Source organism: Pseudomonas sp. GW456-L13 (assembly GCF_017350115.1).
Classification (GTDB): domain Bacteria; phylum Pseudomonadota; class Gammaproteobacteria; order Pseudomonadales; family Pseudomonadaceae; genus Aquipseudomonas; species Aquipseudomonas jessenii.
In genome coordinates this window covers 598,991-625,027 of record NZ_JACNAS010000001.1, presented here as the reverse complement: position 1 = coordinate 625,027, position 26,037 = coordinate 598,991, and the positions used below count along the sequence as shown (strand labels likewise).

General features: G+C 59.3%; 23 protein-coding genes. 18 read left to right on the top strand and 5 right to left on the bottom strand.

Annotation, left to right across the window (positions count from 1 at the left end; translation table 11 throughout):
* Positions 1 to 12 precede the first annotated feature (12 nt).
* The 8 genes from J4D25_RS02710 to J4D25_RS02675 all read left to right on the top strand — a co-directional run bounded on the left by J4D25_RS02710 (position 13) and on the right by J4D25_RS02675 (position 11,244).
* Entirely contained in the window at positions 13 to 1,674 is a 1,662-nt protein-coding gene (locus J4D25_RS02710; RefSeq protein WP_020798236.1) for a DUF1302 domain-containing protein, read from the top strand.
* A gap of 30 nt (positions 1,675 to 1,704) precedes the next feature.
* Positions 1,705 to 3,063, top strand: a complete 1,359-nt coding sequence (locus J4D25_RS02705) for a DUF1329 domain-containing protein (protein ID WP_057715115.1) — start codon at positions 1,705 to 1,707, stop codon at positions 3,061 to 3,063.
* A 95-nt stretch (positions 3,064 to 3,158) separates the two neighbouring features.
* Entirely contained in the window at positions 3,159 to 4,289 is a 1,131-nt protein-coding gene (locus J4D25_RS02700; RefSeq protein WP_057715114.1) for a YCF48-related protein, read from the top strand.
* A gap of 35 nt (positions 4,290 to 4,324) precedes the next feature.
* Positions 4,325 to 6,856, top strand: coding sequence for an RND family transporter (locus J4D25_RS02695; protein WP_057715113.1), 2,532 nt, complete (start codon positions 4,325 to 4,327; stop codon positions 6,854 to 6,856).
* A gap of 47 nt (positions 6,857 to 6,903) precedes the next feature.
* On the top strand, positions 6,904 to 7,875 hold the full coding sequence (locus tag J4D25_RS02690; protein WP_057715112.1) for a hypothetical protein: 972 nt from the start codon (positions 6,904 to 6,906) through the stop codon (positions 7,873 to 7,875).
* A complete protein-coding gene (locus J4D25_RS02685) occupies positions 7,872 to 8,690 on the top strand; it encodes an enoyl-CoA hydratase/isomerase family protein (RefSeq protein WP_057715111.1) in 819 nt (272 codons plus the stop codon). The genes J4D25_RS02690 and J4D25_RS02685 overlap by 4 nt, the downstream gene beginning before the upstream one ends.
* Positions 8,691 to 8,723: 33 nt before the next feature.
* Positions 8,724 to 9,545 carry an SDR family NAD(P)-dependent oxidoreductase gene (locus J4D25_RS02680; RefSeq protein ID WP_057715110.1) on the top strand — a complete coding sequence of 274 codons (822 nt, stop codon included), beginning with the start codon at positions 8,724 to 8,726 and terminating at the stop codon, positions 9,543 to 9,545.
* Between the two features lie 97 nt (positions 9,546 to 9,642).
* The gene (locus J4D25_RS02675) at positions 9,643 to 11,244 is read left to right on the top strand and encodes an NAD(P)/FAD-dependent oxidoreductase (RefSeq protein WP_057715109.1); all 1,602 of its coding nucleotides are present in this window, start codon (positions 9,643 to 9,645) and stop codon (positions 11,242 to 11,244) included.
* A gap of 86 nt (positions 11,245 to 11,330) precedes the next feature.
* Here the strand turns inward: J4D25_RS02675 and J4D25_RS02670 are convergent, their stop codons facing one another.
* A complete protein-coding gene (locus tag J4D25_RS02670) occupies positions 11,331 to 11,996 on the bottom strand; it encodes a TetR/AcrR family transcriptional regulator (RefSeq protein WP_057715108.1) in 666 nt (221 codons plus the stop codon).
* A gap of 173 nt (positions 11,997 to 12,169) precedes the next feature.
* On the opposite strand from J4D25_RS02670, the gene J4D25_RS02665 reads away from it, so the two are divergent.
* The 5 genes from J4D25_RS02665 to J4D25_RS02645 all read left to right on the top strand — a co-directional run bounded on the left by J4D25_RS02665 (position 12,170) and on the right by J4D25_RS02645 (position 17,191).
* Positions 12,170 to 13,447, top strand: coding sequence for a cytochrome P450 (locus J4D25_RS02665; protein ID WP_198530242.1), 1,278 nt, complete (start codon positions 12,170 to 12,172; stop codon positions 13,445 to 13,447).
* Positions 13,448 to 13,498: 51 nt separating this feature from the next.
* Positions 13,499 to 14,530: a hypothetical protein gene (locus tag J4D25_RS02660; protein WP_020798226.1), complete on the top strand. Its 1,032-nt coding sequence runs from the start codon at positions 13,499 to 13,501 to the stop codon at positions 14,528 to 14,530.
* Positions 14,531 to 14,680: 150 nt separating this feature from the next.
* Positions 14,681 to 15,469 (top strand): SDR family NAD(P)-dependent oxidoreductase, encoded by a 789-nt coding sequence (locus J4D25_RS02655; RefSeq protein ID WP_057715107.1) that lies wholly within the window; start codon positions 14,681 to 14,683, stop codon positions 15,467 to 15,469.
* A 45-nt stretch (positions 15,470 to 15,514) separates the two neighbouring features.
* Entirely contained in the window at positions 15,515 to 16,816 is a 1,302-nt protein-coding gene (locus J4D25_RS02650; RefSeq protein WP_057715106.1) for an MFS transporter, read from the top strand.
* A 24-nt stretch (positions 16,817 to 16,840) separates the two neighbouring features.
* Complete coding sequence (locus J4D25_RS02645; protein ID WP_057715105.1) at positions 16,841 to 17,191, top strand: nuclear transport factor 2 family protein; 351 nt, start codon at positions 16,841 to 16,843, stop codon at positions 17,189 to 17,191.
* Positions 17,192 to 17,247: 56 nt separating this feature from the next.
* On the opposite strand, the gene J4D25_RS02640 is transcribed toward J4D25_RS02645, so the two are convergent.
* From J4D25_RS02640 to J4D25_RS02625, 4 genes are all read right to left on the bottom strand, one after another.
* Positions 17,248 to 18,081, bottom strand: coding sequence for an oxidoreductase (locus tag J4D25_RS02640; RefSeq protein WP_057715104.1), 834 nt, complete (start codon positions 18,079 to 18,081; stop codon positions 17,248 to 17,250).
* Positions 18,082 to 18,167: 86 nt separating this feature from the next.
* Positions 18,168 to 19,403 (bottom strand): NAD(P)/FAD-dependent oxidoreductase, encoded by a 1,236-nt coding sequence (locus J4D25_RS02635; RefSeq protein WP_057715103.1) that lies wholly within the window; start codon positions 19,401 to 19,403, stop codon positions 18,168 to 18,170.
* Between the two features lie 20 nt (positions 19,404 to 19,423).
* On the bottom strand, positions 19,424 to 19,744 hold the full coding sequence (locus J4D25_RS02630) for a 2Fe-2S iron-sulfur cluster-binding protein (RefSeq protein WP_057715102.1): 321 nt from the start codon (positions 19,742 to 19,744) through the stop codon (positions 19,424 to 19,426).
* 26 nt (positions 19,745 to 19,770) lie between these two features.
* Positions 19,771 to 21,033 carry an MFS transporter gene (locus J4D25_RS02625; RefSeq protein ID WP_057715101.1) on the bottom strand — a complete coding sequence of 421 codons (1,263 nt, stop codon included), beginning with the start codon at positions 21,031 to 21,033 and terminating at the stop codon, positions 19,771 to 19,773.
* 362 nt (positions 21,034 to 21,395) lie between these two features.
* On the opposite strand from J4D25_RS02625, the gene J4D25_RS02620 reads away from it, so the two are divergent.
* From J4D25_RS02620 to J4D25_RS02600, 5 genes are all read left to right on the top strand, one after another.
* Positions 21,396 to 21,632 (top strand): ferredoxin, encoded by a 237-nt coding sequence (locus J4D25_RS02620; protein ID WP_057715100.1) that lies wholly within the window; start codon positions 21,396 to 21,398, stop codon positions 21,630 to 21,632.
* A gap of 51 nt (positions 21,633 to 21,683) precedes the next feature.
* Positions 21,684 to 22,442, top strand: a complete 759-nt coding sequence (locus J4D25_RS02615; RefSeq protein ID WP_057715099.1) for an SDR family NAD(P)-dependent oxidoreductase — start codon at positions 21,684 to 21,686, stop codon at positions 22,440 to 22,442.
* 66 nt (positions 22,443 to 22,508) lie between these two features.
* The gene (locus tag J4D25_RS02610; protein WP_057715098.1) at positions 22,509 to 23,459 is read left to right on the top strand and encodes a VOC family protein; all 951 of its coding nucleotides are present in this window, start codon (positions 22,509 to 22,511) and stop codon (positions 23,457 to 23,459) included.
* A gap of 1 nt (position 23,460) precedes the next feature.
* Positions 23,461 to 24,345, top strand: a complete 885-nt coding sequence (locus J4D25_RS02605; RefSeq protein WP_057715097.1) for a fumarylacetoacetate hydrolase family protein — start codon at positions 23,461 to 23,463, stop codon at positions 24,343 to 24,345.
* A 39-nt stretch (positions 24,346 to 24,384) separates the two neighbouring features.
* Positions 24,385 to 25,971 (top strand): MFS transporter, encoded by a 1,587-nt coding sequence (locus tag J4D25_RS02600; protein ID WP_057715096.1) that lies wholly within the window; start codon positions 24,385 to 24,387, stop codon positions 25,969 to 25,971.
* Positions 25,972 to 26,037 lie beyond the last annotated feature (66 nt).

The window sequence follows — 26,037 nt, the reverse complement described above, 5'->3', positions numbered from 1 at the left end:
AAGGTAGTGTGTATGAAAGAGAAGACCAAACAGGGTCGGCGAGTGCTGACTCAAGGTGCTCTGACACTGTTGATGGTTGGCAGTGCACAGGGTTTGATGGCGGCCTCGTTCGACATGTCGAACCCAGACTACCGCGTGCGTTGGGACAATACGGTCCGTTACAACCTGGGGATGCGGACCGACAGTCAAGACAGCCACATCATGAATACGCCGAACTACGACGAGTCGGACGGCAAGTTCGATAGAAACGAGATCGTGACAAATCGTCTCGATCTGTTTAGTGAGTTCGATTTTTCCTATCTCAACGATTGGGGTGCTCGTCTCAGTGCTGCCGGCTGGTATGACCAGGCCTACGATGACGACAAAGTCCATAGCAACATTCCAGGGTTCGCGACCAGCTACCACAACAACAAGTACAGCGGTGAAGTGGACCGCTACATGAACGGTCCTTCGGGCGAAATTCTCGATGCGTTCCTCTGGAAAAACTTCAACGTCGGCGAAATACCGGTCAACGTGAAAGCCGGTCGCCACACCAACTACTGGGGTGAGGGCCTGCTCATCGGCGCGCATGCCGTGTCTTATTCCCAGGCGCCAAGTGATGGCGTGAAAGCCTCGACCAGTCCTGGTATTGAAACCAAGGAAGTGTTCCTGCCAGTCGGGCAAATATCAGCCAAGGCGCAACTCACCGACCATCTCTCTGTTGCCGCTCAGTATTTCTACGAATGGGAACCCACTCGCATCCCTTACGGGGGCACGTACTTTGGTGGTGCCGACCCATTGTTCGAAGGCCCGGACCAGCTACCGTTGGCCGCCAACGGCTCGACCCTGCAACGTCAGGATTCGAAATTCGGGCGTGATGGCAAGAACTGGGGCGTGATGGGCAAGCTCAACGTCGAAGAGATCGAATCGACCTTCGGCGCCTACTACCGTCAGTTCGACGATTACCAGCCTTGGCTGGCCCCGGAAATCAAAGCAGCAGCGGGTTCCTATCGGGTGATTTACCCACGTGGCGTGAAGCTCGCGGGACTCAGCTTCGCCCGGGTCTTCAACACTGTGGCGGTCGGTACCGAATTGTCCTATCGGATGAACGGCGCATTGAATGCCACCGGCGTCAGTGCCCTGGACGATGAAGGTCCTCGCGGTGACACCATCCACTTTATTGCCAACGCTGTTTACGGCGTGCCGCGTAACTTTATTTCGAACAACGGCACGCTGGTTGGTGAATTCGCCTACAGCCATCTGGATCGGGTGACCGAGCACGAAGAGTTGTACAAAGGGGTTGGCGAGAATGCTTGTACCGATGCCAGAAACCCTCGCAGCCCCGGCTCTGGCGATGAGTCCGATGGTTGCTCGTCGAAGAACTACTACGCAGTTGCCGTCAACTACACGCCACAGTACATTCAGGTCCTGCCTTCCTGGGACCTGGATGTCCCAATGACTGTCAACTACGGCCTGCATGGCAACGCCCCGACTGCCGGTGGCGGTAACGAAGGCGCGCTGTCCTACTCAGTCGGCCTGAAGGCCACTTATGCCCAACTCTATGAGTTCGGCTTGCGTTACGCAGACACCAAGGCCCAACCCAAGCATCTGGCCAACGGCACTGTAGCCGGTAACGGTCCGGTCGGTGGTACCGACCGCGGCTGGCTGGCATTTACCTTCAAGACCTCCTTCTGATAAATCCAACAAGAATCGGAGAATGTGTTCATGAAACGACAACTTGCCTTATCCATTGCCCTGATGAGCATGGCGACCTACACCCTGGCGGCAGGCGGTGACGCTTCCGAACTGGGCAAAAGCCTCACCCCGTTCGGGGCGATCAAGGCGGGTAACGCCGAGGGCACCATCCCTGCCTATGACGGTGGCCTGACCAAGGCGCCGGCCGGCTTCGTACCCGACAGCGGATTCTGGGTCGATCCGTTCAAGGATGAAAAGCCACTGTTTCGCATCGATGCCAAAAACGTCGACCAGTACGCGGACAAGCTCAGTGAAGGGCAAAAGACCCTGATCAAGAAGTACCCGACGTATTACATCGACATTTATCCAAGCCACCGTACGACCGCCTATCCCCAGGCCGTGCTCGATTCCACCGTGCGCAACGCTACCAGTTGCACGATTCAGAAGGACGGTCTGGCGGTCGATCCATCCTGCCGTGGCGGCTTGCCGTTCCCGATTCCAAAGAACGGCAACGAAGTGATGTGGAACCAGCAGGTGCGCTACAAGATCGGCACCGGCTACTCGACGACCTCGTCTTCGAACAGTTGGGTTGTCGATGCCAATGGTTCGATCACCAAGACCGCCGAACAGGCGACCTTCGAAGAAACGCCGTACTACCAGGTCACCCAGGCGGACCGTGATCCGCTGATGTATGCCAGGGTGTTCTCGCGCAATGACTATCCGGCGCGGCGCTCCGGTGAAGTCGTGGTGCTGAACGACTTCCTCGATCCACTGGCCAAGGCACGTCGCTCCTTCAGCTACTCCCCAGGTCAGCGTCGGGTCAAGCTGGCTCCAGAGTTTGCCTTTGATACACCCGTGGCCAGTCAGGGCGGAGTGACCCTGTTCGACGAACTGCAAATGTTCTCCGGCAGCCAGGACCGGTTCGACTACAAACTGGTCGGCAAAAAGGAGATGTACATCCCGTACAACGCCTACAAGTTCTACTTCGGTACCAAGCAGGAAGATCAGTTCATGCCGCACCACGCCAACCCGGCCAACGAGCGTTGGGAGCTGCATCGGGTGTGGGTCGTGGAGGCAACGTTGAAGCCGGGCATGCGCCATGTCTACAACAAACGCACCTATTACCTGGATGAAGACACCTTTGGCGTTGGCCTGTATGACGCCTGGGACAAGAGCGGCGCGTTGTATCGCTCGATCTTCCTCAGTGGCGTGCAGCTTTACGACAAGAACATTCCCTACAACGTGAAAAACGTCGTTTATGACTTCAACAAAGGCATGTACGCGTTGCTCAACGATGGGCTCAAAGGTGGTTACAAGTTCTATGACAAACCGCTCAGCGAGCGCGACATGAACCCTGAAGCCATCGTAGCCCGGGTCACTCAACGCTGATATGAGTCGCCTGTCCTGCCCGTCGGTTTGCGCATCAAGCCTGACGGGCAGAGCAGGAGAGTTTTGCCATGCGGGATGGTCAAGGAATAAAAATAATGATTAGCCTTTGCCCTGCTTCTCTTCTTCTCGCCAGGTCGCGCCTGCTGCTGGCTGTCGCGTTGATCGTTGGCACGAGTTCGTTGTTGACCGTGCCTGCCTATAGCGCGGCCACGACGTCCACCGACTCGCTGGACGTGCCGGCGCAACGGGTGGACGAGCGTTTGCCCGCACCCTTGTTGTCGGTCGCCAGGGCTGGCGATGCGATGATCAGTGTCGGCCTCCACGGATTGATCCAGCGTTCCACCGACGCGGGACGAACCTGGCAGCAGGTCGACAGTCCGGTGTCAAGCGATCTGGTGCAAGTACGGTTTCGCGACGAGCGTAATGGCTGGATTGTCGGCCACGATGCCCTGGTGCTGCACACCACTGATGGCGGCCACAGCTGGCAAGTACAACTCGACGGGCGCCGCCTGTTGACGTTGCTCAATGCTTACTACGGTCCGCGGGCCGAAAAAGGCGACGAGTCCGCAGCCGCGGTGGTCAAGGAAGTTGCAATGTCCGCCGGTACCTCGGCGACCCCAGGCGTACTGGCTGCACCTTTTCTGGATGTGATGTTCGATGAACAAGGCAACGGCTTTGCCGTGGGTGCCTTTGGGCTGTTGTTGCACAGCACTGACAACGGCCAGAACTGGGAGCCGTGGATCGAGCGCAGTGACAATGAGCGGCGCATGCACCTGTATGGCCTGGCTCAGAACGCGGACACTTTCTATATCAGCGGCGAACAGGGGCTGTTGATGCGCCTGGATCGTCAGCAACAACGTTTCGTGAAAATCGACACGCCCTATACCGGCACCTACTTCGGCGTCCGCGCCTACGATCATTTGCTGCTGGCTTACGGGCTGCGCGGCAACCTGTTTGCCAGCCGCGATGACGGACAGCAATGGCAGGCCGTGGAAACCAACCTCAATAGCAGCCTGGTTAGCATTGTCGAGCAGGGCAACGCCTTGATCGTCGTGAGCCAGGGCGGGCAACTGATCAGCGTTGATCGACAGAGTTTGCAAGTCACGCCCCTGGCGGATGCGCGAATGGGCGAGGTGTATGCAGCCAGTGCCACCAGTCAGGCTGGGAGCCTGGTTGTCACGCGCTTTAGCGGCGCCAAGGTCATCGATATCGCCCAGGCCAACTGACGCCCTCGGCACGATTCCCCTACGAGAAAGAAAAAATGGTCGAGCAAAAATTCAACAGCGGGATGCCAGTGATTGCCAACCTGGAGGACTTTGACAAGAGCTCCGGAGGCTGGTTTGAACGGGTGATTTTCCGGCATCGCATGTTGGTCGTCATTGCCTGCTTGCTCGCCACCGTGGTGTTGGGCTTCTTTGCTACACGGCTGCAAGTGAATGCCAGCTTCGAGAAAATGATCCCCAGCTCCAGCCCCTATATCAAGAATTACCTGGCCTATAAAGACCAGCTTCCGGGGTTGGGTAACAGCATTCGCGTGGTGGTCGAAAACAAGACCGGTGATATCTACGACGCCGACTACTTGCTGGCGCTGCAGAAGGTCAACGACACCCTGTACCTCATCCCGGGTATCGACCGTTCCTGGATGAAGTCGCTGTGGATGCCCATCGTCCGCTGGAAAGAAGTGACGGAGGAGGGCATCGATGGCGGTGCGGTGATGCCTTCCGATTACGACGGCAGCGACAAGTCGATCAAGGCCCTGCGCCGCAACATCATGCGCGCCGGCATTGTCGGCAACCTGGTGGCCAACGACAGCCAGTCGAGCATGATTGTCGCGCCGTTGCTCGATACCAATCCGCAGACCGGTAAACCACTGGACTACGGGGATTTCTCCAAGCAACTGGAAGCACAGATTCGCTCACTGGAAAGCGACAAGGTCGGCATCCATATCGTCGGCTTCAGCAAGCTGGTCGGCGACCTGATCGACGGCCTGTATTCGGTGATGCTGTTCTTTGGCGCCTCCGTGGTGATTGCCGGGCTGTTCGTCTATTTCTACACCCGTTGCCTGCGCAGCACTTTGTTGCTGGTAAGCGTGGCAGTGGCGGGCGTGGTGTGGCTGCTGGGCTTGATGCAAATCCTCGGCTACGAACTGGACCCGTATTCGATTCTGGTGCCGTTCCTGATTTTTGCCATCGGCATTTCCCATGGCACGCAGAAGATGAACGGCATCCTTCAGGACATTGGCCGTGGCACCCATAAATACATTGCCGCGCGCTATACCTTCCGCCGTTTGTTCCTCACGGGTCTTACCGCACTGCTGACCAATATCGTTGGTTTTGCCGTGCTGGTGATCATCGATATCCCGGTGATCCGCGACCTGGCCCTGACCACCAGCATCGGCGTCGCCGTGCTGATTTTCACCAAGTTGCTGCTGATTCCGGTGGCGCTGTCCTATCTGGGCGTCAGTGAAAAAGCTGCGCGTATCGCCATCGCCAAAGACCAGGCCGGCGCAGAAAACAAAGGTTTTCTGGGGCGTCTGTGGAGCGGCCTCGACCGGTTCACCGAACGGCCGATGGCCACCGCGGTGATCGCCGTGTCGCTGCTGGTGACCCTGGCGGGTAGCGTAGTGATGATGCATCTCAAGGTCGGTGACCTGGACCCCGGTGCGCCGGAGTTGCGAGCGGATTCGCGCTATAACCGCGATAACGCCTACATCACCAGTCATTACGGGCTTTCCAGTGACCAGTTCGTGGTCATCATGAAGACCAATGAAGACAGCTGCCGCCTGTACCAGTCGCTGCAAAGCATGGACAAGCTGGCCTGGCGCCTGCGTCAGACACCAGGTGTACAAACCACCCAGTCGCTGGCAGAAACCGTACGGATGATCAGCTCCGGCATGGCCGAAGGCAGCCCGAAATGGCTGAGTATCAGCCGTGACCAGGCGATCACCAACTCGGCGGTGGATGCGGCGATGATTTCCGCCCCGGGGATCACCAACCAGCAGTGCTCGGTGACCCCGATGATTGCCTATCTGGCTGACCACAAGGCCGACACCCTGAGCCGGGTCTTGCAGGTCTCCGAAGAATTCGCCAAGGAAAACAACAGTGTCGTCGGCGCTGAACAGCCGGTGGAGTTCCTCTTGGCTGCGGGTAATGCCGGCATCGAGGCCGCCACCAACATCGAGGTGGAGAAGGGCATCATCACCATGTACCTGGCGGTGTATGGTGCCACGGCATTGCTCTGCCTGCTGACCTTCCGCAGCTGGCGCGCAACCCTGGTGGCGCTGATTCCGTTGCTGATGACCACGATCATCTGCAAGGCGTTGATGGTCTGGTTGGGAATCGGCCTCAAGGTGGCCACCTTGCCGGTCATCGCCGTGGGTGTTGGTGTGGGTGTGGACTACGCGCTGTATCTGCTCAGTGTGCAACTGGCGGTGCAGGAGCGTGGTGGCAGCCTGGCGGTGGCTTATCGCCGCTCGCTGGACTTCACCGGCCGTGTGGTCGCACTGGTGGGCCTGACCATGGCGGCCGGGGTGATTACCTGGGCCTGGTCGCCGATCAAGTTCCAGGCCGACATGGGCATCCTGCTGACCTTCATGTTCCTCTGGAACATGCTCGGTGCACTGGTGTTGATCCCGGCCCTGTCGCATTACCTGCTAAATCCCAAGGGCAACTCCAAGGCCGGAGTGACCTTGGACCTCGAAGACGCCCGCGCGCAGCAGGAACCGCGTAAGCCCGCAGCCGGCGCACCGACCCACTCATTGACTGAGCTCGCCTTACCCCGGCGTGCCCTCTGACTAATAGCCGGGCACAGGCCCAGGCTGGCAATTGCAAGGAGAGAAGTATGTTCGAGTTACTGATGAGTGCCGACATGATGGTTCCGGACCCGGACGGCATGACGGAAATGTTGGTCGACAAGCTCGGGATCTACAAGCACGAACGCTGGCGCCAGGCGTTCGACAATCACCCGTACATCGCGCATTTTCTGCGGGTACACAAATCCCTGGCGGTGTCGCCAACGCGCATCGAACCGCAGTGGCACCTGGATCGGCCGAACCCCGGCGACCCGTTGTTCCATGACTTTCTGGAAAGCCTGAAAGATTTCCAGGGTCATCATCGGCCGATGATCACTCACTCCATCGTGCTGGCCCTGCACGGGGACAAGTTCGACGCACTGGTGGACAAACTGATGCGCCGGCGCTTGCCGTTCCGCATGGCACAGCGCACCCCGGAAATGCCGTTCGACCGTCTGTGGCTGGGTGCTACTCCCGAGCAGCCGTACTACCAGCCATCCGTGGACGGTGGCCTGTGCATTGAAATCATGCCGACCGAGCCATTGCAGATGCCGCCGGAAACCTACCAGTTGCCACCGGTGCAACCACGCGATCTCAAACCCGGCGACATGGTACGCGTGACGGCCCGTGGCTTCCTGGTCCGTGACCTTGATGAAACCTTGCGCAAGGTATCGACCAACCTCGACTGGGAACCGAGCGGTCCGGTGGAGAACATCCGCAGCGAAGGCTACCGCCGTGCGCGCATGGGGTTCACCGTGCCCAACAGTGCCACCCTCGATGTACTCGAGGCGACCTATTGGAACACCGACGCCGGTCACTACGTCAATAACTGGGGTCCGGGTCCGTATTACATCCGTATTGGTGTCAATGACCTGGCTGCCAAGGCGGAAGATCTGCGTGCGCGCGGCACCCGGTTCCAGTGGATCGAGTCCTCGGAGGCCGTGGGTGGTCGTCCATTGATCAAGATCGATCCACAAGAACTCAATGGTCAGGTCTTCGAGTTCGAGGAGTGCCCTGCATGAGTACAGCGCAAAACCAGCAGCCTCCCGTGCTGATCAACGATGCGGTGCGCCTGGAGCGCGATGCCATGGTGGGCTGGGTGGTACTGACCCGTCCCCGGCAGATCAACGCCATCAACGACGAGATCCGCCAAGGCGTGCCGCAGGCACTGGCGTTGTTGCAGCAGGACCCGGACATTCGCGTGATCGTGATTCGCGGGGAAGGCGACCGGGGCTTTTGTGCGGGCGCCGATATCAAGGAACGCCGCGGCCCCGAGTCCAGCTTGCAAGTTCGCCAGCGCATGGAAAACGTACGCTGGATCGAAACCCTCGACGGCATCACCAAGCCGGTGATCGCCGCCATTCATGGCTACTGCATGGGTGGCGGGCTGGAATTGGTGCTGGCGTGCGACATCCGTTTCGCCGCTCCCGATGCCGTGTTCGCCTTGCCGGAAACCGGTCTGGGGCTGATCCCCGGTGGCGGCGGCACACAACGACTCTCCCGAGTGGTGGCACCGGGTCAGGCACTGGACATGTTGCTCACCGGTGACCGTGTGGGCGCCGAGCAGGCGCAGCGCATTGGTCTGGTCAGTCGACTGGCCAGTGACAGTGCCAACCTTGTGCAAGAAGTGCGGGCTTTTGCCCAGCGCATCGCCAGTAAGCCACCCACCGCGTCCGCCTTTGTCAAACAGGCTGCGCGGGCGGCACTGGAAATGGATCTCAAGCGTGGCTTGGACCTGGAGCTTGATCTGTTCGCCTTGTTGGCCCCGACCAAGGACGCTCGCGAAGCGGCCCAGGCTTTCAGCGAACGGCGCGAACCGCGTTTTACCGGCGAATAAAACGCCACTCCCTAAAACAAAAAGGATAAGGGCATGAGTACAGGAAAACTGGCAGGACGAGTGGCCATTATTACCGGCTCCGGTGGCGGCCTGGGCGCCGAATGCGCACGGGTACTGGCATCGCATGGCGCGAGTATTGCCGTGGTCGATATCAATTTCGAAGGGGCGACAGCCGTTGCCCAATCCTTGGTCGCCGAGGGCCATCAGGCCTTGGCGATTGCCACCGATGTGTCCTCGGAAGACGACGTGCGGGCAATGGTTGCCCAGGTGAAAGAGCGTTTTGGCCGTATCGACATCTTGCACAACAACGCGGCGATCCTGAATGCCGAGCAACGCCAGCTGGACCGCGATTTCGTCAACCTCGACATGCAGGCCTGGGACCGCGCCATCGCCGTCAACCTGCGTGGCGCCGTGCTGTGCACCAAGCATGTGATTCCGGTGATGCTGGAGAACGGCAAGGGCTCGATCATCTTCGCCACCTCGGGTCTGGGCATGCAGGGCGATATGTCCCTGACCGGCTACGCCACTTCCAAGGCGGGGCTGATGATGCTGCCACGCATGGTGGCCTCGCAGTACGGCAAGCAAGGCATTCGCGGCAACGCCGTGCAGATCGGACTGGCGCCTTCGGAACACGCCATGCCTGAACCCTTGCTCGACATTCTGCGCGACAACCATTGCACCGCCGAGCTGGGCACGCCTCGGCAGATCGCCGATGTGGTGGCGTTCCTGGCCAGTGACGAATCCTCCTTCGTCACGGGTACTACCCTGGTCGCCGACGGTGGTTTCAGCAGCCACACGCCATCCCTGGTTGCGATGCGCGCGTTGTTCGCGCAGATGGGTCGCACCGGCATGTAACGTTTGCCTCGGTGCGCCGTCCGGTGCGCTGGGGCTGTACTTCGCCACCACAGCCGCCGCGCGCCGCCGTGGTTGAATTACGTCATGGAAGCAAGTGATGAATCAGAACCACAAAGCGGGAAATACCGACTTCGATGTGATCGTCGTCGGCGGTGGCACCAATGGCCTTTCGGCTGGCTGTTACCTGGGCATGGAAGGCAAGAAAGTGCTGGTGCTCGAAGCGTTGGACAAGGTCGGCGGCATGGCGTCATCGGGCTATCTGATACCCGAAGCGCCGCAGCACCTGGTCCACCCCTGTGCCCTGGACATGATGTCGATGCGTGTGCATTCCCATGTGCCGGCGGAACTCGGGCTGGAGCGCCACGGTTTCAAATCGGTGGAGCTCGCGCCGGGGTATGTGTATTTGCATCCGGATGGGCAGTCGCTGATTTTCTGGCGTGACCGTGAGAAAACCGCTGCCGAGATTCGTCGCTTCAGCAGCAAGGACGCCGAGGCGTTTCTTGAGTTCATGAAGGTCATCGACATGTTCCTCGACATTGCGCTGCCGATGATGCGCGTCGACCCGGCGAAGACCAACCTGGGTGTGAAGCTGAAGATGCTCGGCACCGCGATCAAACACAAAGCCTTAAAGCCCGAACTGATGGCGCTGATGACCGGGTCCGCGCTGCAGGCCGCGCGTGAGCGCTTCGAGCATCCAGTGACCATTTCCGCGATGTGTGCACTGACCGGTCTGGCGGGTGATATCAGCGCCGATGGCGGTGGCATTTATTACGCCTTGCTCGGTTTCCTCCATCGTTTTGGTGTGGGTCGTGTCCTGGGGGGCATGCAGCAGTTGAGCAACGCCATGCAGGCGCGTCTGGAAGAGCTGGGTGGTCAGGTGCTGGTGTCGGCCAGCGTCAGTGAAATCGTGGCCAAGGATGGCCGGATAAAAGGGGTGAAACTGGCTGATGGTCGCCAGTTCATGGCCCGTGCGGTGATTGCCGGCTGTCACCCCAAGCCTGCGCTGGATATGGTCACCCGTGGTGAAATTCCCCAACACTTGCTCACCCGCATCGCCATGGCACCAGCCAACGGCAAGGGATCGGGACCACTGAAGGTGGATCTTGCCTTGCGCGGGCAGATTTCCGTGCCACGTTTTGCTGCCATTCGCGGCGACGGTGTGGATCTGCGTAAAACCGTGATGTTGATCGGTACCGAAGAGGCGGTGCTGGAAAACTTCGCCGCTTGCGCCCGAGGCGAGGTACCGAAGTTGCCCTACATCACCGTGGCCGCACCGAGCGCCGCCGACCCTTCACAAGCGCCGGCCGGTCAGGACGTGTTGTACATCTACCCTCCGGTGATGCCGGTTAACCCTAACGAAGGCTGGGACGCTTTGCGTGAGCGAGTGGCCGACCAGGTACAGGAACAGCTGTACGACTATATAGAAGGGATCGAAGGGCAGGTGCTAGGCCGACACATCGAGGCCGCACCGGACTTTACCGCGCGCTTGAACACGGTCAATGGCTGCGTGGTGCATATCGACACCACCTCCATGCGCTCAAGCACCATGCGCCCTGCGTACGGTTTGGGCGGCGATACCTTGCCAGTGGCGGGGTTGTATCTGGGCAGTGCCGGCATACATCCCGGTGGTGGGGTCAACGGCATGGCAGGGCGGTTGGCGGCCAAACGGGTGAGCAAGTACCTGCAGAAAAACAGGTAGCGCCAGTACGAGCGTTGAGCTTGTGTGGCGAGTGAACTTGCTCCCTTGCCACGGGTTCAGTGCATCAAGAAAGACGCTGCCAGCGGTTAAACGCTGCCGGCGTTTTTTTCTGCACCCAACGAAATACTCGCCAGGACAAAATCTGCCGAGTACTGGCGCCAGGTGGCCATGCCTTCTGCCGAGTCGGTATCCAGGCCGGCCAGTGCGGACATGGAGTAGCGGTTGGTGAACCAGCCTGTGGTCACCAGCGATGCGCTGGCCAGCAACAGGCGCGGGTTGATGTCCGCACGAAAATCACCACTGGCGGCCCCACGGACCAGGATCGCGTCGAGCTTGGCGATCAGCTTCGGTGCCATTTCAAGAAAATGGTTACGCGGTGTTTCGTGGGTGTCGTGGTAGCGGATGCCTTCCAGCGCCAGGCTGCCGAGGAAGGGGTCAAACCGGTATTGGTCGAAGAAGTGATTGAGCACGGTGCGCATCGCCTGAGGCGGTGGCAGCTCTTCAACCTTGAGGTTGACCAGCTCCGACATGATGTTGTCCGAGGATTCATCCAGTACCGCGACAAACAGCCCTTCCTTGGAGTTGTAGTAGTGGTAGACCAGTTGCTTGGTGACCCCGGCATCCCGGGCTATTTCTTCCACGCGCGCACCGGCCAGGCCTTTCTTGGCGAACTCCACGCGCGCAGCAGCGAGCAGGCGATTCATCGTATTGCGTTTGCCCTGTTCGCCACCTTCTCCTGCCTTCACCGCCACCTCGTACTCCTCCTGTTGAATGGGGTCACACCTTGAAGCATATACCCGGGCGCCATCGTTTGACCCAGAGTCAAACGAAGCGCAGTACCGGTGCAGACACAACCGCATACCATGGATTGGCAGCCGGGCAATCTTGGTGTGCAAGAGCAATAAAAACAAGACAGGAGAACCTGATGAGCAACGAAAGCGCAGCACTGGACCTGGCCACCGCGTATTCCGCCGTATCGGAAATGTATCGCGGTACTGACCTGGATATTCATGCGGTGTGCCGCGAGCAACGGTTGAAGTCACCCATCTATGAAGGCGATTTCATTACTCAATTCGGGGTGCCAACCAATGCCGGTACCCAGCAGGGCACTCGCCCGACCTTCGCCTTGTTCAAATACCAGGACGTGATGACTGTTCTGCGCGATGGTGCGACCTACACCAGCGGCTTTATTGCCGAAGGTCTGGGCGCGTTTTTCGATGGCTTGATCATTCTGGCCATGGACGGTGACGAACACCGCAAGGTGCGCGCCTTGCTGCAACCGGCATTCATGCCCGAGACCGTGAACAAGTGGCGCCCGCAGATCGACCAGGTGATCCGCGAGGAGTACATCCAGCCAATGTTGCCGGCAAAGAAAGCCGACCTGATGAAGTTCGGCCTCGAGCTGCCGATTCGCATCATGTACGCCTTGATGGGCTTCCCCTCGGATGAACCGTCCAAGTACAAACAATATGCGGCCTGGGCCTTGGCCATTGTCGGCGGCAACCAGATCGACCCGAGCAAGATGGTCGAAGCGCGGCGTCAGGCCGGCATCGCCGTCAAGGGTCTTTACGACGCACTGGCCGAGGTCGTGGTGCAACGTCGCGCCGAGGGCAGCCAGGGCGATGACGTGGTCGGTCGTTTGCTGCGCGCGGAATACGAAGGGCGCACGCTGGATGACCATGAAGTGATCACCTTCACTCGCTCGTTGTTGCCGGCGGCCGGGGAAACTACCACGCGCATGTTCGGCTCGGTAATGACCTTGTTGCTCACCACGCCCGGCTTGCTCGAACGCGTCAAGGCCGACCGCTCGCTGATTGGCAAGCTGATGGACGAAACCACCCGTTTTGAACCGGTCGCCACTTTCAAAGTGCGCGAAACCGCCAAGGAAGTGGAATTTCATGGTGTGAAGATCCCCAAAGGTTCATTCGTCCAGTGCATGGTGGTGTCCGCCAACCGCGACGAAGACGCTTTTGAAAACCCGGATGTCTTCGACATCGACCGCAAGCCAAAACCCTCTTTTGGTTTTGGCTTCGGTCCGCACATGTGCATCGGTCAGTTCGTTGCCAAGGTCGAAATCAGCTGCGCGGTCAACGCGATCCTCGATCTGTTCCCCAACTTGCGCCTCGACCCGACCCAGCCCGTCCCGCAGATCGGCGGCGCGCAGTTGCGCGGCGTGTCGACACTCCCGGTGATCTGGGACTGACCCACGATTCCAATCCGTTTCCAGGCCTTGATAAAAACAACAGAGGGCAGTATGAGAACGTTCAAAACCATTCCAGAACGCGGTGATTTCGGCTTCCAGCAACTGGTCGGGCCGCACAAGGTCACTGGCGCTTCGATGTCTGCCGAGCGCGGCTTCTTCGGCCTGCATTTGAGCAAGAGCTCGCCGTTCGGCTCGGTGCGCGATGAACAGGGCAACATCTATTCATTCGTGCGGTCGCTGATGGCGCCCAATGGCACGCCGAACCCGACCAAGTTCTACTACCTGAACAACCACGTCGACAACGTTCACCTGCGCATGGACCACGAAAAAATGGCCCGCCAGGCACTGACGCCACTGCCTGTGCATAGCCTGGAAGGTGATACCGCACGCTGGGCCAGCCAACCGGGTGAAGCCGGTAATGGCTGGGAAATCACGGCCAGCAGCGAACGCCTGACCTGGAAAGAAGAAGGCTTGTTTCATCTCGAAGGTCGTCTGCTCGGACCCGGTTTGCAGTGGTACTTGCCGGGTGTGGAGTGGGGCACCTTTTACGTTTCACAGTTGTGGGATATCGCCGGTGTCTGCGAGGGGCGCCCGGTAAAAGGCGCCATGGCGCTGGACCAGTTCTACATGGCTGAAGGCGGCGCCATCCACTTCAAGAAAGACTTGGTGGTGAACAACAACAAGCATGTGATCTGGTGGTCCTTTGTCACCGTTTATAAAGACGGCACGTGGGATACCGGTTCTTTCATGGTCGGTCACGACCACCTGGGTTACGCCATTTTCAACAATGAAAAAGGCGAGGTGCGGGTCACCACCGATATCGAAGGGCACACCGAGCACAAGGACGGTAGCTACTTTTTGAAGTCGGCCAAAATCGTGCTCGAAGGCAAGGAGGAGTGGGAATTCCTGCCTGACGAGAAGGGCGAAATGATCGACTTCGTTGGCGGTTTCCCGGTCACGGCGCAGCAGGAAGGGCGCTGGCGTCGGGTTGGCGATACCCGCGAGCCTTCGCACTGGCTGGGCTGGGGCGAGTCGGACCGGCGTAACGGCTCGGCCCGTAACGTTCCAGGCAAGGACCTCTAAATCAGTGAACCCCCTGTAGGAGCGAGCCTGCTCGCGAAAAACCTGAGAGCACCGCGGGGCTTCAGGCTTGGCGCGTTATCGTTCAGAAACATCGCGAGCAGGCTCGCTCCCACAAAAAGCCTCAACTAATAACAATAAAGAGGAATCACGATGAAATTCCGCGACAAAGTCGTACTGGTCACCGGTGCCGGTCGAGGCATGGGCCGCGCCATTGCCCTGGCCTATGCCCGTGAGGGCGCCAAAGTGGTGGTGTCGGCACGCACCGCTCGATACGGCGAAGAAACAATCGAGCAAATCAAGGCTCTGGGCGGTGAAGCCTGCCTGGTCGGTGGAGACATCGCCGATCGTGAGGCGATCAAGTCGATGGTGCAGGGCGGCGTAGAACATTTTGGCTCCCTGGATATCGTGGTGCATTGCGCCGCCGACACCAGTCACGGGCTGATCGCCGAAATGGCCGATGACACCTTCGATCACATTGTTCGCAGCAATATCCAGTCGTTGTTCTGGCTGGCCAAGGACAGCGCACCTTACCTGTCCAAAGCAGCCGACAAAGGCCGGCTGATTTACATCTCCTCCGGCGAAGCCAACCGCAAATACACACCACGACTGATTGCCTATAGTTCGAGCAAAGCATTCATGAATGCGTTCGCCCGTGGTTTGGCGGTGGAGTTCGGCGCCATGAATATCCTGGTCAACGTCGTCGAACCTGGGCTGATTGGCACTGACCACATGCTGGAAACCCTGGGCAATGAACTGCCGCACAAACTCGCCGCACACTTCCCGGTTGGGCGCCTGGGCGAGTCCGCTGATATTGCCAATGCCGTGATGTTTCTCACTTCCAACGAGGCCTCCTATATCACCGGCACGTCGTTGTTGGTGGATGGTGGCGCCACCATGATCGCGCTGCCCAAAGTCGAAGAAATCCTCAAGGGCCACTAATCATGTCGCGCGTCCGCGATGGCGGCCCGCGCCGGGAGTCAGGTCATGACAATTGAGACACGCAACAGCAGCAATACCGCCCACGGTGGCAATGATTTCTCCGAGTTCAAGCGCGGCTGGCGCGTGGTACTGCTGGGTCTGTTTGGCATCTGCACCAGCCTTTCCGCTGCGCTGCTGTATGCCTTCGGCACCCTGGTTATTCCGCTGGAGCAGGCCTTCGGCTGGAGCCGTGGCGACTTGCAGGCTTCGATCACCTTCCTGTTCGCCGGTGTGGCGATTTCTACGCAGTTGGTCGGCTGGCTCTACCGCCGTTTCGGTTTGCGTCGAGTGGCGATTGTTTCGATCGTGCTGCAGATCGTCGGTTATTTTGCGATCACCCAAATTCAGGGCTCGATTGGTTGGTTGTACCTGGCGTTTTTCAGCATGCCGATCGTCTGTGCCGGCACCATTGCGATCACCTGGACGCAATTGGTCAACCTCTGGTTCGAGCGCAACCGGGGTCTGGCGCTGGCAGTGATTCTATGTGGAACCGGGCTGGTGGCGATGATTCTGCCGCCGCTACTGTCGCGGTTGATTGCCGTCTATGGCTGGCAGGCGGGTTTTATTGCATTGGGGGCGATGCCGCTGCTGTTTACGCTGCCCTTGTCTTTGATGTGGTTGCGCATGCCGGCGCCGCACGCCAGCACTGAAGCGACGACACAGAAGGAACTCCCGGAACTGGCCGGCATGTCCTTCCAACAAGCGTTGCGCTCCGGGAAATACTGGGGCTTTAACATCGCGCTGATCCTTTCGGTATCGTTGACCGTAGGCATGGTGACCAACATGGTGCCGATGTTGCAAAGCAAAGGCTTGAGCGGCCAGCAAGCCAGCCAGATATTCAGTACCTTTGGTATTTCCATCATCGGCGGGCGTCTGTTGGTGGGCTACATGCTCGACCGCTTTTCACCTTCTCTGGTGGCTGCGGTGAGCCTGGCACTGCCTGCGCTGGGCTGCGCGATCTTTCTCTTTGGCGGGGCGCAGAGCACACCGTTAATGGTGCTTGCCACTCTTTGTATCGGCGCAAGTGCCGGGGCTGAATTCGATCTGGCGGCATTCCTGATGGCACGTTATTTCGGCCTGAAAGACTACGCGCGTATCTTCGGTTTGCACCTGTGCCTGATCACCATTGCTGCCGGGCTGGTGCCCATGTTGTTCGGCCATCTTTACGATACTTACGGCAGTTATTCGGCGGTGCTGGTGTGCTGTTTCTGCTGCGCCATTATCGGCCCGAGCATTTTGTTGTGGTTGAAGATGGAACCGGCATTTCTGGCGCTTCAGCACACTCTACAACAACGGCAACACGCCTGAACCCCACCCGAGGACGAACGTGATATGAGCATGGACAAACACGCAATCGAGCACTTCCTGCACGGCCAGATCGACTGCTGGAACAAAGGCGATAAAGAGGGCTTTTTTGCACATTACCGCAGCGTCTCGGCCAATGGCTTGAGTATCGAATACGTCGGCAAACCACAGCACGATGCCTGGCAGGTCCTGGAAGGCATGTGGGCGCAACAGCAACCGAAGATTCGCGTCGAGGTGCGGCAGTGCATCGTTAATGGCAACGAAGCCGCGTGCCATCACCTGAATGCCTTTCGCGAGCAGGAAGGCGGCATCGAAACAATCGAGTTGTATCGGTTCGAAGAAGGGCAGTTGTTTGTGCGTTATTTCATCAACCAGTAAGGGTTGATCGCCCGGGTGCGCACAGCCTTGTCATAAAGGTTGTGCGCACTGGCGGCTTATACACCGTCGGTGGAATAGGAAAGCTGTCGCCACAGCTCGATTTGCGCGAGCATATTGTTGAGCTTGTTGCTGACTTGCAGGTAAGCGTCGGAGCCGGCCAGGTAACGCAACGGCGGATGTTCACTGTTAACCAGGTGAACCAGCGCGTCTCCCAGTTTCGCCGGGTTGCCGGTTTGCTGGTGGTTGTAGGCGGCCGAAGCGCCTTTGACCTTGGCCGTGAGTGCGGCGTAATCCTCCAGCCCACGGGTACCAAAGACAGCGGAGCTGGGGTCGAGGAAGTCGGTACGGAAAACCCCGGGTTCCACTAGCGTTACCTTGATGCCGAACTGCGCCACTTCCAGGCTCAGGGATTCGGAAAAACCCTCCACGGCAAATTTCGACGCGCAGTACAGCGCCGCACCGCCCATCCCCACCACACCGCCCATTGAGGACACGTTGAATACGTGACCACTGCGTTGCGCACGCATGACGGGCAACACGGCACGGCAGACGTTGAAGACACCAAACACGTTGGTCGCGAACTGGCTGTCGGCTTCACTGGCAAGATTGTCTTCAAAGGGTGCCAGTTGCCCATAGCCGGCGTTGTTGACCAGCACATCGATTCGGCCAAATCGCGCGACGGCAGTCTCTACGGCAGTCAGTGCCTGGGCTTCGTTGGTCACATCCAGGGCCACCGCCAAAACGCGCTCACCGAACTCGGCGAAGGCATCTTCCAGTGGTTCGATACGTCGGCCACTGACCACCACGCGGTCACCGTCAGCCAAGGCGGCTTTGGCAATGGCGGCGCCCAAGCCTCGGGCGGCACCGGTAATAAACCAGACTTTGTTCATTGCATCGCTCCAGTCGTTATGCAAAAAAAAAGCCGCGTCAGCTCGGAGGCGGGCGCGGCTGCGGGTTTTACCTGTCCATGCGGCGCTCAGTCGCGGTTGGCCGCTTCCCAGGCTTTCAGGTCGAAACCGTCAGCGGCGGCTTCGGCTGCCGACAACTTGGGCGCGCGGGCGAGAATCTTGCGCGCGGCCATGTGATCGCCCATGCGATTGCAGGATTCAACGGCTACCAGGCGGTCATTGCGGAAACACAGCACGGAAAGTTGTTTGTCTTGGGGAGACCCGAGGACAACAGTGCTGTCGTAGCCGTTGGAGAGTCCGGCAATCTGTAGTTTCAGGTCACCCTGATCGGTCCAGAACCAGGGCAGGGCGCCGTAAGGCGCCGGTTTACCCATCAACCGTGCGGCCACTGCGCGGGCCTGGTCGATGGCGTTCTGCACCGACTCGAGACGCGTGTGCTGTTCATCGTTTTGCAGGCACGGGAAACTGGCGACATCGCCCAATGCGGAAATTCGCGGGTCAGAGGTGAGCAGGTTGGCGTCGACCTTGATGCCGTTCTCGATGGCCAGACCCGCTTCGGTTGCCAGTTGGGCATTGGGGATCACACCGATACCAAACACCACGAGGTCGGCAGGCAGGGCACGTCCGTCAGCGGTTTGCACGGCGCAGACCTTGCCGTTGTCGCCATCGATGCGACTCAAGCCCTGGCGGAAGTCGAAATGCACACCCCAGGCTTCATGGGCCTGGCGGAACAACTCCGACATTTCCCGCGACACGGCACGGGCCATTGGCCGCTCGGCCAGTTCCAGCACATGGACATTGGCCCCCTGTGCTGCGGCTACCGCGGCAAACTCCAGACCGATGAACCCGGCGCCGATCACCACCACATTGCGCGCTTCTTTAGCCAGTGGCGCCAAGGCATCGGCATCGGCTTTGGTTTTGATGCCGAATACCTGAGGCAGCTCGGCGCCTGGCACCGGCAGCGGCCGGTTGTGTGCACCCGTGGCCAATACCAGGTGGTCATAGCTGATCGCCTCACCGGAGGCCAACACTACGCGACCGTTCTGGCGGTCAATTGCCGTCGCCTGGTCATGCAGCAGTTCAATGCGTTGGGTGGCATAAAACTCAGCGGGACGGAACAGCAGATTGGTCCCCTGGATCTTGCCGAGCAAGTAGGCCTTGGACAATGGCGGCCGCTGATAGGGTAGGCCTGGCTCATCGCCAATCAGGGTAATGCGCCCGTCATAGCCTTCCTGACGCAAGGAGGCAGCGACCTGAAAACCGGCTTGGCCAGCACCGACGATAACGACTGAGGCGAGGGTCATGTTAGCTCCTTCAAGCGCATTCAGAATTGCGACGACGGCAGGTGCAGGACCATGCCGTCCATCTCTTGGCTGATGATCAACTGGCAGCTCAAGCGGCTGTTGTCACGGCGCTCGAACGCGTATTCGAGCATGTCGTTTTCCATGCCTTCAGCGGCTTGCACCTTGCTCAGCCAGGCCTCGTCGACATAGGTGTGGCAGGTGGCGCAGCTGCAGGCGCCGCCGCAGTCGGCAGGAATGCCCGGCACTGAGGCGAATGTAGCGGCTTGCATCACCGATTGACCTACGTCGCCTTTGACCTGATGGGCCGTGCCGTTGTGTTCGATAAACGTCAAAGTGGGCATGTTCTGCTCCGATTCTTGTTGGGGGCTCAGGATTGACTTGGAATTGTTTGTGCGTTGAAGCGTGGCACTCGCCCCAGGGTCAGCAACAACAAGGGGCCGATCAGGCAGCAAGCAGCGCTGTATACCAGCATCGAGGTATAAGAACCGGTGCGTGCCAGCATGTAGGCGAAGAGCAACGGCGCCAGTGCCGAGGCCACGGTATTCAAGCCCTGATGGACGCCAAACAGACGGCCGTATTCGCGTAAACCGAAGTAGCGGGCGATCAGGAAGGCGGCAATGTCGAACTCTGCCCCGGCGCCGAAACCGACCAGTACGGCCGCCAGCAGCAGGGGGGCAAATTCGTTGGTGGGGCTCAGGTAGATGAAACACCCGATAGCGGGCAGCACGAGGCTGAGCGCAGACACCGCTGGCGGCCATAGCCGATCGAGCAGGTAGCCGATCAACATGCGCCCGAAGATCAGCGAGATACCAAAACCACTGAAGATGGTGGCGGCTTGCGCAGCGGACAAACCTCTGGCTTGCAGCATGGGCACGGTGCTGGTGACCATGCCGACAATCGAAGAAATCACCAGGCCGAGTGCCAGGTTGCAGGTCCAGAATTTCAGCGAGCCCATGCCTTCACGAAAACCCATGCCGGGCAATTGCTCCAGCGCACTGCCGTCATTACGGTTACCCACCGCAGCGGGTAGCTTGAACCACAGCAGAATCAGCGGCAGTAGTACCAGCAGGTTGAGAAGCGCGAGAATCACGAAGGCCGCTCGCCAGTCCCATTGCTCAATGCCCCACGCCATCAGGCGGGGAATGGTGGCGGCAGTGACGCCAGTACCGGACAGCCCGATGGCCAGCGCCAGGCCACGATTTTTGTCGAACCACAGGCTGATCAATTGCGTCCAGGTGACCGCCAGGGCGCCCATGCCGACGATGGGCAGCAACGCAAAGGCAATGTACATCGACCAGATCGATTGGGTCAGTTGAGTGGTCGCCAGGTAGCCGAGCGACAACAACAGCAGGGAAATCACCGTGACGCGCTTCATGCCGTAGCGCAGGTTGAACCAACCCACCAGTTGCAAGGACACCACGGCGCCGCCAAATAGGAAGGTGATGCAGGCCTGCAGTTCGCTTTTACTCCAACCAAAGGCATCGCCCAGTGGTACGACCAGGGTGCCGAAGCCGTAGAGCAGGGCGGCGTTGATGCTGATGGCGACACCGGCGACAGCCAACATCAGGATCTTCCAGCTTTGCCGGAACTCATGAAGATCAATGGCCGCTTCGTTCTTGGACGGGTGCATTCAGTTGGCTTCCTTATAGGTTTTGTTGAGCCAAGCACTGCTTTGGATGGTGATGTGGACCACCGCCAGCAAATTCTTTGAACAGAATCTGGTTTTTTATTCAGAATAAAATCAGAAAATCCCCTTTGTCCAGCACAGCTATCTGACTCAAAGACAAACGAATTTCCTGCGTTGAACCCACCTTTCAATCAATCTGCATCCGGTCGTGTTCAACATCCTGCTGTTTTTTATCCATTTGGATTCCAGACCAGTGTTTTGCGACAGCGGATAGATGGCAGCATATCCGCGTTAAAAATTAATTGCACATAAAATAAAATAGTGTTCATAATTTGCTGAGACTGGACCTGATAAAGGAGACAAAAATGAGTTCAGAAAAAGCGCAATTCAAAGCCGTGGCAGACCGTAGCCGCTGCTGTGGTTATGGTTTGTGTGCCGCGATCTGCCCAAGCCTGTACAAACTTGATGCCGATGGCTTGGTATACATGGACGATGCTCGTGTTCCACCGGAACTGGAGGAGGAGGCCCGTGAAGGGGCTGCCGCCTGCCCGGCGGAGGCCATTTGGCTTGAGCCCATCACCCAGGAAGACGAAGCCGTTTAATGGCGTGAGCGTCAGTCGTCACGTGATAACCACAGAGTTGAGGATGTGCGGATGGGACGGTTACACAACAAAGTCGCATTGATTACCGGGACCGGCGGTGGCCAGGGCCGCGCTGCGGCGCTGCGTTTTGCCCGCGAAGGGGCGATTGTGGTCGGCTGCGACTTTAACGCCGAAGGCCATGAAGAGACTGCAGCCTTGATGCGGGCCGAGGGGTTTACCCTGTATGGTTCGGCGCCCGTGGACTTGGGCGATCACCAACAGGCCAAGACCTGGATCGATGCCGCCGTCGCTGAGCACGGACGCATCGACGTCCTCTACAACAACGCTTCCGCCGCACGTTTCGGGCTGGTCAGCGAGATGTCGATCGAAGATTGGCAGTTCACCATGCGCAACGAAATCGACCTGCTGTTCTACACCACCAAGTACGCCTGGCAGCACTTGGCCGAGCAGCGCGGAGTGATCATCAACGTGTCGTCTACCGCGGCCTGGGGCGGTTCGAAAGTCGCCGGTATTGCCGCGCATTCGGCCGCCAAGGGCGCCGTGGTCTCTTTCACTCGCCAGTTGGCCGTGGAAGGCGCACCGTTTGGTATCCGTGCGGTCAGCCTGAGCCCGGGCTTTGTCGCCACGCCGGGTACCCGGCCGTTTCTGGAAGACCCGAAAATGCGCGCCATGCTGCTGGACGGTGTATTGATGGACCGTCCCGGCGAACCCGAAGAAGTGGTGGCCATGGCGGTATTCGTCGCCTCGGATGAAGCTTCGTTCATTACAGGTTCGGACTTCGTCATCGACGGCGGGTTACTCGCGGTCTGACACACGCGGCGTCAGTGCAGGTGCCATTGGCACCCTTTCATCTCGAACAATAACAAGGTGAATAACGTGGACATCATCGGTATCGGTTACATGGGCTTCGAAACCCCCAATCTCGAGGCGTGGCGTGAGTACGGCCCGCAGGTGATGGGCTTTGGTATCGGCAAGAATCCCGAGAGTGACCCTGAGTCACTGTACTTCAAAATCGACGATCGCCGTCATCGTTTGGCGTTCCATCCGGGTAAAGTTGACCGAATTGCCTATATCGGCTGGGAAGCGGTGGGGCGCATGGCGTTCGAGGACGGCATCAAGAAGTTGGCCGCGGCCAATGTCGAATTCACCCGTGGCGATGCTCAGCTCTGTGAAAAGCGTGGTGTTCGCGAACTGGTGCGCTTCCGCGACCCGGTGGGGTATCAGCACGAACTCTTTTACGGGCAAAAATGGCTGCCGCGCTCGTTCCAGCCAGGGCGTCCACACAGTGGTTTCCTGGCCGACGAACGTGGGGCAGGCCACGTGGTGCTGATCACCCCGGACTACACGCCGGAACTGGAAGACTTCCTGCTCAACGTCATGGGCTTCAGCTGGTATGGCGCCGGCGCGGGCAAAGGGCGCACCGGATTTTTCCGCTCCAAACTCAATCATCACACCAGTCACGACATCGCTTATGGCCACGGCCCGGGACGCATGGGCGTGCAACATGTCGGGCTGTTTGTGCGCAACGTGCGTGATGTCGGTGAAACCTACGACATCGTGCGCCAGCGCGAACTGCCGATGATGATGACCCTCGGTCAGCATGCCCAGGATCCGCACCTGTCGTTCTACCATTTCAACCCGTCCGGCTTTGCCTTCGAGACCATTGCGGAAATCGAGCCATGGCAAGGCGACCCTTATGAGTTGAACCCGGAAAAACTCAGCCTGTGGGGCCACGAAATGGTCGGCCCGATTCTCGGGGCCAGCGTCAAGACACCGGAAGAAGTGCTCGACGCCGAGTATCTGCCCATCTACCTGGCCAGACACTGAGATGCGCCTGGCGCGGGTCGAGGTAGCCGGGCAGGCGTTCTGGGCGTTGCTGGATGCGCAGTCGGATCGGCTTAGGCGGATCAATGCGCCATTCGCCCAGTGGGCCGGGTTGGGGGCGAAGCTTGCACCAGACATCCTCGACCTTGCTGACGAATGGTTACCGTTGTCGGCTGCACGTCTGCTTGCGCCGCTGGAGCCGGGCAGTCGGGTTTTTGGTGTGGGCCTCAATTACCTGAGCCACCTCAAGCGCCTGGGCAGTGATGCGCCGGCGCACCCGCTGGCGTACATGAAGCCTGAGTCAGCGCTGGTCGGTGCTGATGACGAGATCGATTATTCGCCGCTGACCACCCAGCTCGATTACGAGGTGGAACTGGTCGCTGTCGTGGGCCGCCCGTTGCTGGATGAGCCTCATGCCAGCGACTGTCTGCTGGGGTACACGGTGGGCAATGACATCAGTGCGCGGGATGCCGGCAAGCAGATTGGGCGCCTGGACCTGTTGACCCAGAAAGCCATGGATCGCGCCACTCCGGTGGGGCCATGGATTGTCACGGTGGATGAACTGGGTGTAGCGGGGCAGCCGGCATTGGAGATGCGCCTGAGTGTCAACGATGAACTGCGCCAGCAAGACAACACCCGGCAGATGATTTTTAGCCTGGATGAGTTGCTCAATTATCTGGATGCACGTATCAGTCTGCGGCCGGGTGACCTGGTGTTTACCGGTTCCACCCACGGGGTGGGTCTGGAAAGCGGGCGCTTTTTGCAGTCGGGTGACCGGGTCGAGGCGCAAATCGAAGGCATCGGCCGACTGCGCAATACCATTGCAGCACCACGCCAGCTGAGCCCCGCGCGCGCGGTGGGGCGACTGGGCCAGCCGCTGGATAAGTAAACCCCTGATTTTGACCGGTATAGACGCTGAGGAGTGATGATGAGCGAGGGTTCGGCGTGGGCGCCGTTTCGCAATAGAGCGTTCCGCGGCCTATGGCTGGCGGGCGCTGTGGTCAATATGGCGATCTGGATGCAGACGGTCGCTGCTGCGTGGATCATGACCACATTGACCACGTCTGCGGCGATGGTCTCCCTGGTGCAAACCGCTGTGACCCTGCCGGTCTTCCTGTTTGCCTTTCCGGGTGGCGTGATTGCCGATCGGGTGGACCGTCGCGGTTGGCTCATTATTACGCAGTGCATGATGCTGTTCGCCGCGCTGGTGCTGTGCGGGTTGGCGTACAGCGCTCACCTGGAAACCTGGGGATTATTGGCGTTCACCTTTGTCCTGGGTACCGGCAGTGCATTGGGAATGTCGGCGTGGATGGTGACCATGGTCGGTGTACTTTCCCGCGACCAGGTGCCGGCGGCCGTGTCGTTGAACGGCATTTCCATCAACGCGACCCGCGCTTTGGGGCCGGCGCTGGCCGGTGCGTTGATTGCTTACTGGAACACCACTTCGGTGTTTCTGGCCATCGCGCTGTGCATGTTCTCGGTGCTGCTCTTCCTCTTTCGCCTGGTACCCAACCCGCCAGCCGTGGGCTTGCCACCGGAAACCCTGACCGGAGGCATGCGCAGTGGCCTGCGTTACATCCGCCATTCGGCGGTATTGTTCAGCGCCATGAAGCAGGTGTTGGTATTCACCAGCAGCGCTAGCGCTTTGTGGGCATTGATGCCATTGGTGGCCAAGCAGGAATTGGGCATGGACGCCGGTGGTTATGGCTTGCTCATGGCGTTTCTTGGAGCGGGTGCCGTGCTGGCGGCGCTCAACTTGCCGCGTCTGTACCGCGTATTGAATATGCGGCATTTGCTGGTGTGCGGCGTCATTGCCTTTGCCCTCGCGACCCTCACTGCCGCGCTGTCCCATAATCGCTATGGGGTCTGCGCGATGATGTTGCTTGCAGGGTTTGGGTGGATGGCGGTCAATGCGACCATTTCCACGGTTGTGCAAACGTACGCCGCCAACTGGGTGCGCGCCCGGGTTGCATCGGTCTATGTATTGATCCTCATGGGTTCGATGGCCGCCGGCGGTGCGATCTGGGGTGCGCTGGCCGAGTATCTGGGGCTGAGCCAGAGCCTGCTGCTCTCGACGCTTTTGTTGCTGGTCGGCATTCTGCTGACCCGTAACGGCCGTGTGGAGCTGGGTCAGGAGGCAGATTTTGCCGAGGTGCAATTGACCGACAAACTCCAGCTGGCCAGCCCGGTGACCCATGCCGATGGACCGGTCTCGGTGGAGATCGTGTACCAGGTGACGGCGCCGGACTGCGACGACTTCCTGGCTGCCGTATACGCAGTAGGCAAGGCGCGCCGGCGCAACGGTGCGCAGAACTGGCGCCTGTACCGCGACATGGCCAACCCGCAGCTCTACAGCGAGCGATTTATTGTCGAATCCTGGCTGGAGTATTTGCGCCAGCAGACACGGGTGACTCAGGCTGACCATGCCCAGGAGCGTCTCATCGAGCGTTTTCGTCGCGAGGACCTGCAAACCCGCCGGCTGATCCATCAGCCTCTGGTCAGACAATCCGACTGAAATGTTCGAATAATTCCCAGACAAAACTTTACGGCGCAATTCATTCTCAGGCTAGAATGGCGACAC